The 14,448-nt window shown below is 54.9% G+C and carries 13 protein-coding genes, 1 tRNA gene, 1 pseudogene and 1 riboswitch (1 of these 16 only partly in view); of the genes and pseudogenes, 5 read left to right on the forward strand and 10 right to left on the reverse strand.

Annotated features, from left to right (window positions below):
- Positions 1–21: 21 nt before the first annotated feature.
- Entirely contained in the window at positions 22–1,290 is a 1,269-nt protein-coding gene (locus HY788_12975) for an amidohydrolase family protein (protein MBI4775068.1), read from the forward strand.
- A gap of 163 nt (positions 1,291–1,453) precedes the next feature.
- Here the strand turns inward: HY788_12975 and HY788_12980 are convergent, their stop codons facing one another.
- Complete coding sequence (locus HY788_12980) at positions 1,454–2,215, reverse strand: AAA family ATPase (protein ID MBI4775069.1); 762 nt, start codon at positions 2,213–2,215, stop codon at positions 1,454–1,456.
- A gap of 76 nt (positions 2,216–2,291) precedes the next feature.
- Complete coding sequence (locus HY788_12985; GenBank protein MBI4775070.1) at positions 2,292–2,927, reverse strand: DUF3786 domain-containing protein; 636 nt, start codon at positions 2,925–2,927, stop codon at positions 2,292–2,294.
- A gap of 170 nt (positions 2,928–3,097) precedes the next feature.
- Between HY788_12985 and bamE the strand changes: the two genes are divergently transcribed.
- Positions 3,098–3,679 carry an outer membrane protein assembly factor BamE gene (gene bamE / locus HY788_12990; protein ID MBI4775071.1) on the forward strand — a complete coding sequence of 194 codons (582 nt, stop codon included), beginning with the start codon at positions 3,098–3,100 and terminating at the stop codon, positions 3,677–3,679.
- A gap of 182 nt (positions 3,680–3,861) precedes the next feature.
- Here bamE and HY788_12995 read toward each other — a convergent pair whose 3' ends face one another.
- On the reverse strand, positions 3,862–4,437 hold the full coding sequence (locus HY788_12995) for a cysteine hydrolase (GenBank protein ID MBI4775072.1): 576 nt from the start codon (positions 4,435–4,437) through the stop codon (positions 3,862–3,864).
- A gap of 178 nt (positions 4,438–4,615) precedes the next feature.
- Positions 4,616–4,702, reverse strand: a tRNA-Leu gene (locus HY788_13000).
- A 430-nt stretch (positions 4,703–5,132) separates the two neighbouring features.
- Here HY788_13000 and HY788_13005 point away from each other — a divergent pair.
- The gene (locus HY788_13005; GenBank protein ID MBI4775073.1) at positions 5,133–6,125 is read left to right on the forward strand and encodes a bifunctional riboflavin kinase/FAD synthetase; all 993 of its coding nucleotides are present in this window, start codon (positions 5,133–5,135) and stop codon (positions 6,123–6,125) included.
- A 142-nt stretch (positions 6,126–6,267) separates the two neighbouring features.
- Here HY788_13005 and HY788_13010 read toward each other — a convergent pair whose 3' ends face one another.
- The 6 genes from HY788_13010 to HY788_13035 all read right to left on the reverse strand — a co-directional run bounded on the left by HY788_13010 (position 6,268) and on the right by HY788_13035 (position 13,301).
- Positions 6,268–6,915 (reverse strand): radical SAM protein, encoded by a 648-nt coding sequence (locus tag HY788_13010; GenBank protein ID MBI4775074.1) that lies wholly within the window; start codon positions 6,913–6,915, stop codon positions 6,268–6,270.
- Positions 6,912–8,675, reverse strand: coding sequence for a hypothetical protein (locus HY788_13015; GenBank protein MBI4775075.1), 1,764 nt, complete (start codon positions 8,673–8,675; stop codon positions 6,912–6,914). Before HY788_13015 ends, HY788_13010 begins: the two co-directional genes overlap by 4 nt.
- An 84-nt stretch (positions 8,676–8,759) precedes the next feature.
- Entirely contained in the window at positions 8,760–10,394 is a 1,635-nt protein-coding gene (gene groL / locus HY788_13020; protein MBI4775076.1) for a chaperonin GroEL, read from the reverse strand.
- A 10-nt stretch (positions 10,395–10,404) separates the two neighbouring features.
- Positions 10,405–10,692 carry a co-chaperone GroES gene (groES, locus tag HY788_13025; protein MBI4775077.1) on the reverse strand — a complete coding sequence of 96 codons (288 nt, stop codon included), beginning with the start codon at positions 10,690–10,692 and terminating at the stop codon, positions 10,405–10,407.
- 195 nt (positions 10,693–10,887) lie between these two features.
- Positions 10,888–12,216, reverse strand: a complete 1,329-nt coding sequence (locus HY788_13030; GenBank protein ID MBI4775078.1) for a YihY family inner membrane protein — start codon at positions 12,214–12,216, stop codon at positions 10,888–10,890.
- Between the two features lie 308 nt (positions 12,217–12,524).
- Entirely contained in the window at positions 12,525–13,301 is a 777-nt protein-coding gene (locus HY788_13035; GenBank protein ID MBI4775079.1) for a hypothetical protein, read from the reverse strand.
- 76 nt (positions 13,302–13,377) lie between these two features.
- A riboswitch (cyclic di-GMP riboswitch) is annotated at positions 13,378–13,452 on the reverse strand.
- Between the two features lie 259 nt (positions 13,453–13,711).
- Between HY788_13035 and yedF the strand changes: the two genes are divergently transcribed.
- Both yedF and selD read left to right on the forward strand, forming a co-directional pair.
- Entirely contained in the window at positions 13,712–14,317 is a 606-nt protein-coding gene (yedF, locus tag HY788_13040) for a sulfurtransferase-like selenium metabolism protein YedF (GenBank protein ID MBI4775080.1), read from the forward strand.
- 74 nt (positions 14,318–14,391) lie between these two features.
- Positions 14,392–14,448 (forward strand): annotated as a pseudogene (gene selD, locus HY788_13045) (selenide, water dikinase SelD); it runs 934 nt beyond the window's last position.

The raw sequence follows: 14,448 nt of genomic DNA on the forward strand, positions 1-14,448 counted from the left end.
TGGACACCTGACCGGATCGACATGAACGACGATTCTCATTCAAGCACCCGCAACCAAGAAACCGTTTCTCCTCCCCCACGAGTGCATCGCGCCAAATGGGTCATGATGACCCCGGATCGCATCATCGAAAACGGCGCCGTAACAGTGGTCGGGAATACCATCTCGAGGGTAGAGCCATGGGGAAACGGCTCGGCCTCCTCCTCCCGTCGCGTGACGGATCACGGTACGGGCCTGCTCATGGCGGGCGCCATCAATGCGCATACCCACCTCGATCTGTCCGCTCTGAAGGGCCGGGTGCACGGGTCCGGAACGTTTCTGTCCTGGGTCCGTTCGCTCCTACAGGAAAGGGGGCGGATGGATCCCGAAGCGGCGGAATCAGAAGCTTTGTCCGCGGCAAGGAACCTGTGTTCCCGAGGGACCGCCTGCGTGGCGGACATCGGCGCCGGCCCGGCGGGCATCCAAAGGCTGAGGCAGGCGAACCTATGCGGCTGGTTTCTCTGGGAGGTGCTGGGTGGTTCGCCGTTGCCCCGGGCGTCCCTGAGCAAGCCGCTTCTCAACGCCGCGTCCTGTGAACCGGGTCTGTCCCTGGCGGGTCATGCACCGCACACAACGCCTTCGGAAACGCTCGTTTCCGCTAAACAACGCACGAAGGAAAAGGGATTGCTGTTCTCCATCCACCTGGCGGAGTCGGAAGAGGAAGCCGCATTTATCCGCACGGGAAAGGGCGAGTGGGCCGACTTTCTAAGCGAACGGGGCATCACTCTCGTTCTCCCTCGAACCCAACGGGATACGCCGGTCGCGTACGCCAACGAACTGGGACTCCTGGACGAAAGGACGTTGGCCGTTCATCTGAGACTGGCCGTCTGGGAGGATCTTCGCCGATTAGCGGAAGCACGCTGCAACGTATGTATCTGTCCGAGGAGCAATATGCGCATGTACGGAACCATGCCCCCGGTGGAAGACATGCTGAGAGCGGGCATTCGACCGGCTCTGGGAACGGACAGCCTCGCCAGTGTGGACGATCTGGACGTGTGGAAGGAAGCGGCGTTCCTCGCTCGTCAGCTACCGAATCTTTCGCCCCGCGACATCATGGCCATGGCCACGTCCAACGGGGCCCGGGCTTTGGGGCTCCATTCGCATTTCGGAGAGTTAATTCCGGGCAGGAGAGCGTTCATGGCGTTCCTGTCCCTCGATGGGTATACGGCGGAGGATGTTTTGGAACGGGCCGTATACGGTGAAGAAAGGAAAGGGGTCAAGTCTGCTCTTGGCTCTTGTTCCGATACACTTTGAGGCGCCCGTATCCTAAGGACAATGCCCATACAGACGATGGGAGCATTAAGAAGGATAGCCGCGCCATGATGAGTCTATTCGAAGAACCATCAGAGAGGGTCAGCAAGAGCCAAGAGTAGACTTGACCCCTTCTTTTCCCTTCTTTTCCCCATTCCGACCCGATCTAGGACTGAATGGAGTCGATCATCTTCCGTACGATGGCTTTCGCCTCCGTGTCCTGATCGTACGGAGACTCCCCTTTGAGGTCCGCTTCGATAATGGCCTCATCATAAGGGATGAATCCCAGGAACTCGAAGTCCGGCATGTTCTTTTTCAGAAATTCCCGATCCTGTTCTCCCCGGATCTTGTTTCCTACCAGGGCCACCTTATCGAGCTTGATCTGCGAGGCCAATTGCCGGATGTGGCGCGCGGTTTCCACGCTCCTTTGGCCCGGCTCGACCACCACGATCAGTTTGTTGACCGCCTGAGCCGTACCCCGGCCGAGGTGCTCTATGCCGGCCTCCATGTCCATGACCACGACATCGTCTCGGGCCAGCACGATATGTGATATGAGGGCCTTCAGCAAGGTGCTCTCCGGACAGATACACCCTCCTCCCCCTTTCTGGACACCTCCGAGGCGCATGAGCAAGATCCCGTCCTTTTTGGCAGAGAGTTTCTCCGGCAGGTCGTCCACCTTGGGATTCATTTTGAACATGCCGCCCACCGTGCCGGGACGCATGCCCGTACGCTCCTCGACAAGGTCTTTCATTTCCGCTATGGGAACGATTTTGTCCGCATCTGGAATACCCAATGCGCTGGCCAGGTTGGCGTCCGGATCGGCATCTATTGCGAGAACCCGTTTACCGAGTTCGTTAAAAGCGCGGATAATGAGCGAGGCTACGGTGGTTTTCCCAACGCCGCCTTTGCCGCTGATGGCTAATTTCATATCGAATCCTCCTGTTCGGTACCTATATCTTTGACGCTTTACCAAAGAAAGCGCTGAAAGCGCGCATGGAGACCCGCTATTTACGGTTTCGCAGCATTCCCATCAGCCGGTACACGATCATGCCGGAGAGCCAGGCCACATCCTCGAGTGACAGGATATCGGAAACGGTCTCATCGAAAAGCACGTTTCCCGACGCCGGAAATTCGTCGTCCGCCTCGTGCAGTTGAAGCGTGATCGGAACCAACGGGACCGGCACGAAACGGTAAGCGAGCCCCGAGAGGTCGGTCTGACGGGATCCCCCCAGTTCGGCGGCCAGCGATTGAAACGCTTCACCCTTTTGTCCAAACACGGCCACCATGGGATCTATGGCCCGCTTTTTAAAGGCGGGAAAATAGAACTCTCCCGACGGTATTTCCCTATAGGTGATCAACCGGCCCGAGGGCGCCTGTCCCTGTGCGCCGAGTAAATAGTGCAGCACCAGAACCTTTTCCTGAATCGGGATCTCGCCTCCGTCCGAATCGTTCTCCATTTCTATTTGCATGCCACTGAAGCGGACAACGATTCCTCGATCGATGAAGGTCAGTGATACGGCGCCTTCGCCGTCCTCGACATAGGTCGCCCCGCTCCGTTTGGCCACATCGGCCGGATCCTGCTGTTTCAGCTCTTTCTGCGCGATTTCGAAGGCATGCTGGTAGTCGTCGACTCGAGGCATTCAACGTCTCCTTTTATGAATTTATCTGACTATAAGACCTGGTCCGCGTTGGTTCAAGTGCAGGAGGTAAGCGGCCTTGCGATTTGGTGCACGCTCTACAAAGCAGTTGACTCAAAGAGGGGTTTCTCCTATCCTTGGAACTCACAAAATCACAGAAAAGGAGGAATGAGATGAAACGGATCTTGGTCGGCATGTTAACCCTTGGAATAATCGCTCTCATGTTTATGGCTTGTGCGGCGCCATCACGGATCTCGAAAGCGGCAGTCGACCAGTTTACGCTGGGCGAGACTACCATGGACGAGATAAAAGGCGTTTACGGAACTCAAGACCTGACTCACGAGTTATACACGCCCGAAACCGGTCTCACAAAGATCAGCTACGCCTACAGAGACCCATCCGACAACGCTTGCCAGCCGGATGTGTACGCCATCCAGCAAGTTGACTTCTTCTTCAAAAAGGAAGTTCTGTACGGTGTCCAGTACATGAGTTCGACCGCTCTTGACTGCACGAAATTCGATGATTCCAAAGTATCCGAGATTCAAGTGGGCAAGACAACAAAGGACGAGATCAAGGATTGGTTCGGAAGCCCTGACGGTAAGTTCTTCACCGACGGACCGGAACCCGTCTGGCGTTACCTGTATGTGCAGAAAAAGACCCACAAGCGTGAGTACGACCATCAGGTGCTTGATGTGTATTTTGACGAAAAGGGTGTGGTCGACGACTTCAAGCTGGATTTCTTGATGGGATTCTAATTTCAGCGCCCCCCCCGGAGACGTTCCGGATAGCCGTTCTATAGTTCTCTCACCGTTTTACCAGATCTTCGAACGTGGTCCACGGGACGCCGCGGACCACGTTCCCGGTGGGCTGACTTCGCCTTTCGCCTTTCAGAAGCGTTTCCACCTTTCGATGAGGAACCGGAATGCGGGGCTTCTCATCACCCCTGCTCGCCGCTGCCGATCTTTTCCATGAATTCCTGGGAGGGCATCACCTGAAAGAGGGGAAACAATGGACTCCTGCGATATAAGTTCAGACAGTTGTTGTGCATGTCTTCGCTCATGGAGGCGCAGCAGTCCTCGATCATAATGGCTTTGAAGTCATTGGAAAGGGCGTCCAGAGCCGTAGCCAGCACACACACGTGAGTGGCGATGCCTGTCACTGCCACGGTGTCCACCCCCCACAGGCGAAAAGACTGGTCCAGGTCCGTCTTGTAAAACGCGGAAAACCTCCTTTTGGGCAATACGACGTCACCGGGTTGCCGGTCCAATCCGGAGTATACCTCCGCTCCCCGGGTTCCCCTGATCGAATGCGGCTTCATCTTTCCCTGAAAAACGAAATCGTTTTCGAGAAAGCTGTCCGTCGAGAAAATCACGGGCAAGCCACGTTGACGACAAGCGCGGATAACCTCGTTGATTCGGGGCACCATGGCCAGAGCGGCTTGCGTTACGGGTAAATGACTGTGCTTTCCAAACGTGTCTTCCACCAGATCGATAATGAGTAGAGCCGTTTTCATGACGCGTTCCTCTTTTTTTGGTAGCAAAAAAGCTCGGCCAAGTTGACATCCATGCGTTTCGGGACTATAAAACGTGTGCCCGGAGGCACTCGGAGGTCCAGGAAAACCCGGCTGACACAACGTAACTGAAAACGAAAAAAGGCGCAGCCAGGTGAAGGAGCGCCTTTTGTTGTTTTCATGGTGCCGAAGGCGAGAGTCGAACTCGCACAGGCATACGCCCACTAGACCCTGAACCTAGCGCGTCTACCAGTTCCGCCACTTCGGCACGAACGTTTTCGTTAATAGAGTCTTTCTTGTCGTTTGTCAAGAATAATGGAGCGTCTCAGAGCGATCGAAATGAGTGTTTGGCCGACCGGCGACGGTGGGTCTGCACCGGCGAAGGATCGAGGTTCCGTTCGGAAGAGGTCTTGGAACCCGGCGAGTCCGATGAATGCCTCAGCGCCCGGTCCCGGTTTGTAGTCCGCGCGGATTCCGGGTATGGTAGTGTGTACATCGACCGACCGAGCAGATTTCGAAGGAACGGAAGAGTAACCCTCGGAAGCTTCCGGACAGGTTCTGAATGCGAATATACAACTAGGATGAGTACGTAAAAACCCGCTTTCGTGTCTCTAACCTGTTGATTTTCTTAGGCTATATATTGATCAAAAGGGTTCTTACGAATCCATCGAATATGAATATATAAAAGGATCCACAACATGGGCGTGTTTTACAGCCTCTCTGAAATTAGGCATCCCTTTAAGAAGGCCGTGGTTACCATTGGCAACTTCGATGGCGTACATGTGGGCCATAAAGCGCTTTTTGATCATATCAAACAACTGGCAAAAGAGATGGACGGCGAGTCGGTTGTCGTGACATTCGACCCGCACCCATTGGCTGTGGTGCATAGCGCTTCCATTCTGCCCCCTCCAATGATCAACAGTCTGGAGCAACGATTGGAACTCGTGAGGGAATACGGCATCGACCATGTGGTCGTGATTCCTTTTACCGTGGAGTTCTCCCGAATCCGAGCGCGGGACTTCGTGGAAGGAATTCTATGCCGTTGCCTGGGCATGAAGGCCATCGTCATCGGTCACGACTATGCTTTCGGCTACAAACGGGAAGGAAACCTGGAACTGCTGCTGCGTATGAGCGAAGAACAGGATTTCCGGGTGGTCCGGATGGACGCCGTTGAGTTCGAGGGCGAGCGAGTGAGCAGCACCACGATTCGCCACCTTATCAAGCAGGGTGGCATGGAAAAGGTGCGGAAGTTTCTAGGACGGCCTTTCCAGATGCGGGGAAAAGTCGTTCCCGGCCGGAAGGTAGGGGGAGCCGTATTGGGCTTTCCCACGGCCAACATGGAAACCGGCCAAGAAATCATGCCGGGGCAGGGTGTATATGTGGTGGAGGTCATCCTGCGGGGCAAGACGTATGCCGGTGTGTGTAACGTGGGATACAACCCTACTTTTGGTCTGGAACGCCTATCTGTAGAAGCATATCTATTCGATTTCAACGAGAATATTTACGGCGAGCGGATACAGATCAATTTCCTTCACAAGTTGCGGAACGAAATGAAATTCTCGAGCGTCCAAGAGTTGTCCGAACAGATCGCCCGCGACGTCGAGGAAGCGCGGGCCTATTTTGGCGGGAGATCCATCGAGGCCGGAGAGCGGACCCAGAGATTACAGGCCCCCCTGAGCCCATCGAACTGAAGGTTCACACCGGAAGTGGGAAGATCGATCTCATCGGGAGAATTCGCGCAGCCTGATCGGCATCGAGACAGGGCGACGTAGCACACGTGTACATCAAGCCCCGATCGAACGTTCATCGGGCGCGTCAGGCGACTTCGAAGGCCTACACGCCCCTGGCGACCGGGCCCCAAATGAGTTTGTGCAATTGAAGCTGCAACCGAACCGGCAGGCTGTCCTCAAGAATCCACTCGGCCAGCGTTCGAGGCTCCATTGCCCCGAACACTGGCGAGAACAGCACGGGAAACCGAGGTCCCGCATTGTCGCAAAGCCGTTTCAGAGCATGCACGGCAAATTCGTAGTCCGTCCGATTGCTGATAACGAATTTGGCCTGGTCTTCCGGCCCCATCCGATGCCAGTTATCCCAGTCCGCCTTGTCCGCCTCTCCGCTGGACGGACATTTGAAGTCCACGATTCGAACGCACCTCTGGTCCAGCAATTCAATGTTGATACTGCCGTTGGTCTCCACGAGCACGCGGTAACCGGCGTCCAGAAGCCGTCGCGCCAGAGTCGGCGTTTCATCCTGAAGCAGCGGCTCTCCTCCCGTGATTTCGACCAGGCCGCACGAATAGGAGCCCACTCGCGCCAGAAGATCCTTCAACGACCACACGTCACCATCCTGGTAGGCGTACGTGGTATCGCAATAGGAGCAGCGGAGGTTGCATCCGGTGAGTCGGACAAACACGCAGGGGCGTCCGGCATAGGTGGATTCCCCCTGGATGGAATAGAAAATCTCGTTTACTTTCAGGGTCAAATCGATGTCTCTTCCCGCCCGGGCCACACCCGGAACAAGTCCACGTACCGGGCGTCCAGATCCGCCCGTTTCACCTTACCGAACGCATCCCGGACGGAATCCAGCAACTCCTTGTAGACGGCCCGCACGCGCCTCCAATGATCGGAAGATAGTTGGGGCATATGCGCTTTGAGCGCATCGAAGAACGCGTCCATTACTTCCGGCCCGGACCAAGCCGACACCTCGCCGCCCGCCTCTGCCATGCGATCGAAGAAACGATTCAGATCCGAGGCGGTCAAGGGGCTCAACACGGGATCTAAATCGAGAGAACTCCTGGCCCAGATGGTATATAGACATCTTTTGTATGTAAAGAACGGGTCTTCTCTCTCACCGTCCGGTATCGGTTGTCTGCACGAAGCCTCCAGAAACGCGTCCAGCGCTTCAAGTGTATCCAGCTTCCTGTCGCACGCTTGCACCTCTTCCACGGAATCAAAATCCACAAACGGTTGGGATTCGGATGCGGCGTCATAGCGTAACGGGCGCTTTCGAAAAAGACCCTGCAGCATGCCTTCCAAAGACCTATCCCAGAACGACAGTGATAATCCCTGACCATGGGCCCAACTGCTTTTCCACCATTTCTCCGCCTTCCACTTCAGATCGAGCACCGCGCTGAATCCCAATCGAAATAGATCGATAAGGGCGTTTTCCTGCAACACGACGGAGGGTTCCGCGTCCGTTCTCTCGATTCCGATGCTTACCATGCCGGAGGCTTTTCGATAGACCCGTTTTAGCACGGAAACCTCGTCCGGCGCGCACCCTTCACCGCTCAACGCCATATTGCAGAGGCCCGCAAATTCCAGGCGAAGCCGATCGAGCGTATCGGTATCCAAAATCGAGGACAAGGCCCTGGAGAAAGCGTCGCGGGATTCCGCCAGCAGAACCGGCGTCACGGGGATGCCCTCGCCGGGTTCCTCGTCGGATTCGGAGAAGTACTCGGAAACAGGGACTTTTCGATAGATTTGACTGGGTTTGATGTGGCTGTAGATCAGCATGGCTTCGTCCCAGGAAACAAACCCCTTATCCGCCAGCCGCGCATTCCTGAGATCTTTGAGACCTTCCTCTTCTTCCGCTGGAATGATTTCAGCGGAAGCAAACATAACGGCATAGTAGCGGTCGAAATCAGAGTCCGCCAGTTCCTTCAGTAGTTCCTCGATAAAGACGCGATGCTTTCTGCGCCTGCAGCGTAGGTAAAATACTTCGTCCAGAGTGAACCACTCCTGCCCGCTCAGATCCACAGGTTCGTCATGCCCCCTCACCCAGAGGCGGATGGTTTTCGAGAGGAACACGGTCAGCAAGGTCGGAGTCATGTTCAACAACCGCGATGTCAAGCGGCTGCGGTCCACCAGAAACAGTCGTTCGAACCATTCCACGGCTGAGTCGATATCGAGCCCCTCATTGTTCCAGATCAGCAGATCCAACACATACGTCCACTGATCTTCCGAAGCCAACCTCAGAATTTCCAGTGACGAATCGGGCTCTGCGTCCAGAACCAGCCAGAAGAAATCCTCTTCCGCGAGTTTTCCGACGAGTTGGGCGGGATGGGAAGTATCCAGAATTCTCTGGATGACGGTTTCGCTGCCGATGGTCGATTCCAACTCTTTTCGATCGGCGCGACCGGGCTTCATGGACTCCACGTGTTCGGATACCTCGTATTCATCTCGGGCCGTCGGAGTACCTTCGGCAGTGCTTTTGGTGGGACCTTGATCGTGAGGTGCGTTCATTTGGAAAGGCGGTTCTTGGAAAACAATTCCGGACGGGATGATTCCCGTCCGGAGATATCTATGATCGCTGAAATGGAATTCCGTTTAGTACATATCACCCATGTCGGGAGGCATACCGGCGCCGCCGCCTTTAGCTTCTTTCTTTTTCGGCTTCTCCGCCACCATGGCCTGCGTCGTAAGGAGCAGCGCCGCCACGGACGCAGCGTTCTGCAAGGCGAAACGGGTCACCTTGGTCGGGTCGATGATACCGGCCTTCATCAAGTCTTCGTATTCACCGCTATCCGCATTGAATCCGTACGCGCCCTTACCTTCCTTGATTTTCTGAATGACCACGGAGCCTTCAAAACCGGCGTTTTCCGCCAGTTGGCGTGCAGGCTCTTCGAGAGCTCGCTTGACGATAAGTACGCCGAGTTTCTCTTCTCCTTCCAGCTTGTGAGCCTCAAGAGCGGTTTCGCAGCGCAGCAGAGCCACGCCGCCGCCGGGCACGATGCCTTCTTCCACAGCGGCCCGCGTTGCGTTCAAGGCGTCCTCGACTCTGGCTTTCTTCTCTTTCATCTCGGTTTCGGTGGCAGCGCCCACGTTGATCACAGCCACGCCACCCACCAGCTTCGCCAGTCGCTCCTGAAGCTTTTCCCGGTCGTAATCGCTGGTAGTCTCGTCGATCTGGGCGCGGATCTGTCGCACACGTCCCTCGAGATCGGCCTTACTGCCGCCGCCGTCAACGATGGTCGTATTGTCTTTGTCGATAGTGATGCGCTTGCAGGTTCCCAAGTCGTTCAGTTTTATGTTCTCGAGTTTGATGCCCAGATCCTCGGAAATCACCTGTCCACCCGTAAGAATGCCAATGTCCTGAAGCATCGCTTTGCGTCGGTCTCCAAAACCCGGAGCCTTCACCGCGGCGCATTTCAGCGTGCCGCGCAACCGGTTCACAACCAACGCGGCCAGGGCCTCGCCTTCCACGTCCTCGGCAACGACCAACAACGGCCTGTTCATTTTGGCGATCTGTTCGAGAACGGGCAACATGTCTTTCAGGTTGCTGATCTTTTTCTCGTTCAACAGGATATAAGGCTCGTCGAGAACGGCTTCCATTTTCTCCGGATCGGTGACGAAATACGGACTCAGATATCCTCTGTCGAACTGCATACCCTCGACGATTTCGAGGGTGGTTTCCATGCTCTTGGCTTCCTCGACCGTGATCACACCTTCCTTGCCGACCTTCTCCATGGCCTCCGCAATGATGTCTCCGATCGTGGAATCATTGTTGGCCGAGATGGTTCCCACTTGGGCGATTTCTTTCTTGTCTCTGGTGGGATTCGACAATTTCTTGAGTTCACTCACGACGACTTCGACGGCGGACTCGATACCTCGCTTCAGCGACATGGGGTTGTGACCCGCCGCCACCATTTTCGAACCTTCCTGGTAGATGCGTTGAGCCAGCAGCGTCGCGGTTGTCGTACCATCTCCAGCCACGTCGGAAGTCTTGGACGCCACCTCTTTCACCATCTGGGCGCCCATGTTTTCGAATTTGTCTTCCAGCTCGATTTCTTTGGCCACGGTAACGCCGTCCTTCGTGATGGTCGGCGAACCCCAGGACTTCTCGAGAATGACGTTGCGACCTCTGGGGCCCAAAGTCACTTTCACGGCGTTCGCCAGGCTGTTGACGCCGGCAAGCATTTTTTCCCTGGCTTTCATATCGTACTTTATATCCTTTGCAGCCATACTATTCCCCCTAACCCAAGATCGCTAGAATATCGTCTTCACGCATGATGAGGTACTCGACTCCGTCCAGCTTCATTTCGCTTCCCGCGTATTTGCCGAACAGAACCTTGTCGCCTTCTTTGACCTGCATCGAAATCCGCTTGCCTTCTTCGGTCAAACGGCCGGGACCCGCGGCGATGACCTTCCCTTCCTGCGGTTTTTCCTTGGCGGTATCAGGAATGATAATTCCACCTGCGGTTGTCTGCTCTTCCTCGATTCGGACGACCAACACTCTGTCGTTAAGCGGTTTGATCTTCATCCACCTTCACCTCCTGATATACGGTTATATCTATTTCCCGAATGGGATTCTATCGCGATTTGCCATGGACGACGGATAGCAAAAAAAGGCAAACTTTTTGCTCAAGGTAAAACAGGTTTTAGCGGTGTCAAGGGGTGAGACGGTCTTTTCGATTTTTTTTCAGAAGCCTTGATTTCAGCGTTCGGTGCGTACATTTCAACTATCCGGGACTTGCTTGGTGATAAGTTCCTTCACCGAAATGTGGGAAAGCTTTTCCACGGACATGCAACGGACGTCGCGCAGAATCTCTTCGAGACGTTTCTCCGCCGGATCATCTATCCTCGAGATATCCAGCGGCTCCCGAACCGCCGTCATCACCTGGGCCAGGGATATGGTTTCCAGATCCCTCGCCGGCTGGAATCTTGGAGGAGAGTCGATCAGTTTCACCACCAGCCTGCTTTTCTCTAGCATACTTAGAGTCGTGTTCACGAGCTCCTGGTCCACGCCCAAGCGCAGCGCGAATTCCCTGGCGGGCCAGGCCGGTTCACCCGCGTAAAACCGTTTGGCCATCAGCAAGTACACCTTCATCACCAGCGCTTCGGCGGATGACTTCTCCCTGCTCCTCAAGTACCGCGGATGAACCTTGCCAAAGCCATGAAAAGCGTACGCGATCTCGGCTCCGAAAAGCAGAATGAGCCAGCTCAAATAGAGCCAGATGAGAAACAGCGGCAAGCTGGCGAAGGAACCGTATATGGCATTGTATTTGGCCACACCGACTTGAAAAGCGATATACAGATTCTGCACGAGCTGCCAGACGATACCTGCTATGAGGCCCCCGGAAATCGCACTGACCACGGGCACGCGTGTGTTGGGAAGAAGCTGATAAATCACGCCGATGGCCAGCCAGGACAAGACGTAAGGCACAATGGACAACGAAAATGTCACCAACGTCGTCAGGTAACGCACGCGCATTAGATATTCCACGAACGCGTTGCTGCTCAGCGAAGCCGTAACCGTCGTGGCAACTAGAAGCAACAGCGGGCACACCGTAACAATGCTGATGTAATCGGTGAACTTCCTGTACAACGGCCGCTGTTCCGCGACGTTCCAGATTTCGTTGAACGCTCGCTCCATGGCGCTGATCATGGCGGTGACCGTGTAGAACAGGAAAACGACGCCTACAATACCAATGGTGCGGGCGTTGGTGTTTTCCACATATTGAAGGATGTTTTCGAGAACCTCGGGCCGGACCCCTGTCACGTGGCTGAAAAGCACCTCGCGCAGCGCCTCCGCCATACCCAATCCTTTCGCCACCGAGAACGAGACCGCGAGCATGGGCACAATCGAAAGCGTGGTGATGTACGTAAGGCCGTAGGCCTTGAATTGAACATGGTCCGCAAAACTCTTATAGATTCCGATATAAATGGCTCGAAGCAAGTTGAGGAACCAGTGTCGGATCCCTTGGAGTACGTTTCCCGCCGGCGCTTCCCTATCGCGAAAAAGAACTTCTTCCAGCTTGTTTCTGAGGGCTGTTCTGTAATCCATGCCGCTCATCCTCAAATCCGCGTTTTCCTTGCCGTCGCCCCTTGAAGGAGGTCCCGTCCCGCGAGGAAAACGCGGAGGACCCTAAGCTGGTGCGTACGGATGAAAGCGCCTTGGCCGGAACCGGCTCGTTTCGCTCACCATTCCGGCCTGCGCCGCCGGACGCATAATCACAATATAAAATAGACTATCAGGTAGCTCCCGGAAGTGCAATTGTCTGCAAGGAATATCCTGAACGGTACACTGAATAAATAAAAAAGGCAGGATTTTCATAGGATCCTGCCCTTTTTATCAATGCCTTTCAGGGTCGGTCAGCGGTTTCTCCTCCTGCGCCCGAATCCGATTACGCCCAGCAAACCGGATCCCAACAGCCAGACGGCGGCTGGGAGGGGAACCACGTGGTAGTTACCCAAAACAAACCCGCTATCCGTGGTGGCGTTTCCCGCCGCCATGTTCAACGACTGCACATGCATGCCCAACTGACCCGAACCAAGCACCATGTCGGAGCTGACTGAAAACGGGGCGTTCAAGAAGTCGCTGATCAAAAAGTTACCCGCTGTTAAAGTCATGTCAAACATGAGGGGAATTCCGTCCTGGATAGGATTCTTGTTTTGTCCGGTACCCGTGTCTTGAGCTTCAAAGAGAAAATTCGGCGTAAAAGTACCGCCACCCACGGTGGAAGCCGGACTCACGACCGCCCACGTCGACGGATCGAAGCCGCTGAACGTCAAGTTGCCGCTATCGAATTTGTTGCCGCTGTTTTCCAGGTTGAAATAAAATTCGCTCGCCTTGGCGTTCGGATGGACACCGGCCATGTCGAATTCCACCGTCCAGGATGCCACGTTCGGCGAGTTGACCTCGTCGACCTCTATGGTCACATTCACCAAGATGTTGTCCGGGTTTTCGGATCTCGGGTCACCGGTCAGCACAGCGCTTATGGTGTAGGCATTGACCGGCCCGCATATCAAAAAGGCTGCGATGGCGGCTATCGCGGCCACGGCGACGGACATCCTTCTCCAGTCGCCCATGAACCGATACATCCGGTTTCTTTTCAAATTGTTCAAGTTAGTTTCCTTCACTTTTCTCATGGCGCCCTCCTGCTGCTATTATCCTACACTTTTCCCAAAGTGCCCCTCTTCAGAAGACAAAAAAGGCCCGGCACCCTCAGGCAACCCGGCCATCTCTTCGAGATCCGCGGCTTTCCGTCCCCGCCTCACGACGGGTTTGGCTTTTTCTGCTTATATGATTACTTGAAGATATAATAGCCGCCCTCGAACTAAAAGTCAACTATATTATTCCAGGCCTCTCTTACTTTCCTGTTTCTTACGAAACACCCTAGAAAACGGCTGCCGACTTCCGGCCGGGCTTCCCTAGTCGCCCGGATCTGAATGTATCGATTATTCCGATCTATTCTCTGTTTTCTCATCGATATTTCCAATTTTATTTTTTCCCCTTTAGTGAATAGATTGCTATATAAATTTGATTGAAGGGAACGACCATGGAGATTCTGGACTGCAAAGGGCTGGCCTGTCCCAGTCCCGTCCTCAGAACCAAAGAACTGATCGAATCGCGGACCGTCGAGGCCGTACAAATCCTGGTGGACAACGAAGCGGCAAGCCAAAACGTGTCCCGCTTTCTCCAATCCCGGGGATTTCAACCCGATGTGACCAGCGACGCGGGAGTGTTCACCATAACCGGCAATCGTGCGGAAAGCGCTCCAGCATCCAAGGAGTGCGAGGTCATGTCCGACCGGCAATTGGGCCTCGACCAGGCCCGGACCATGGTCATGATCGCCACGGACCGTATCGGGTATGGAGACGACACCCTGGGCAAGAAACTGATGGTCAACTTCCTCTCCACGCTTAAGGAAATGGAAGGACTGTGGCGGTTGGTATTCGTAAACAACGGTGTCAAACTCACGGTGGCAGGCGCCGAAACCGTGCCGGCCATCCAGGAACTGGAATCCTCCGGAGTGAGTGTGCTCGTTTGCGGCACCTGCCTGACCTTTTTCGATCTCCTGGACAAGAAAAAGGTGGGCGAGACCACCAACATGCTCGATATTGTCACATCTATGCAGGTGGCGAGCAAGGTTATCAATCTTTAATTGTGGTGACTGACTTGGGAGATCCTTCCAAAAGGCTGACAACGCGCGTCAAAGCCGCCGGTTGAGCGTCCAAAATTCCTCCAGGGGATCTGGAGGCCATTTTGGCCGATCTGCCCGCGGACACGGATCCT

Source organism: Deltaproteobacteria bacterium (genome assembly GCA_016208165.1).
GTDB lineage: Bacteria > Desulfobacterota > Desulfarculia > JACQYL01 > JACQYL01 > JACQYL01.

Coding starts and splice junctions, on each gene's coding strand:
- HY788_13015 (MBI4775075.1), bottom strand. CDS start 8,675: ATGAACGCACCTCACGATCAAGGTCCCACCAAAAGCACTGCCGAAGGT.
- groL (MBI4775076.1), bottom strand. CDS start 10,394: ATGGCTGCAAAGGATATAAAGTACGATATGAAAGCCAGGGAAAAAATG.
- groES (MBI4775077.1), bottom strand. CDS start 10,692: ATGAAGATCAAACCGCTTAACGACAGAGTGTTGGTCGTCCGAATCGAG.
- HY788_13030 (MBI4775078.1), bottom strand. CDS start 12,216: ATGGATTACAGAACAGCCCTCAGAAACAAGCTGGAAGAAGTTCTTTTT.
- HY788_12980 (MBI4775069.1), bottom strand. CDS start 2,215: ATGAAATTAGCCATCAGCGGCAAAGGCGGCGTTGGGAAAACCACCGTA.
- HY788_12995 (MBI4775072.1), bottom strand. CDS start 4,437: ATGAAAACGGCTCTACTCATTATCGATCTGGTGGAAGACACGTTTGGA.
- yedF (MBI4775080.1), top strand. CDS start 13,712: ATGGAGATTCTGGACTGCAAAGGGCTGGCCTGTCCCAGTCCCGTCCTC.
- HY788_12975 (MBI4775068.1), top strand. CDS start 22: ATGAACGACGATTCTCATTCAAGCACCCGCAACCAAGAAACCGTTTCT.
- bamE (MBI4775071.1), top strand. CDS start 3,098: ATGAAACGGATCTTGGTCGGCATGTTAACCCTTGGAATAATCGCTCTC.
- HY788_12985 (MBI4775070.1), bottom strand. CDS start 2,927: ATGCCTCGAGTCGACGACTACCAGCATGCCTTCGAAATCGCGCAGAAA.
- HY788_13005 (MBI4775073.1), top strand. CDS start 5,133: ATGGGCGTGTTTTACAGCCTCTCTGAAATTAGGCATCCCTTTAAGAAG.
- HY788_13035 (MBI4775079.1), bottom strand. CDS start 13,301: ATGAGAAAAGTGAAGGAAACTAACTTGAACAATTTGAAAAGAAACCGG.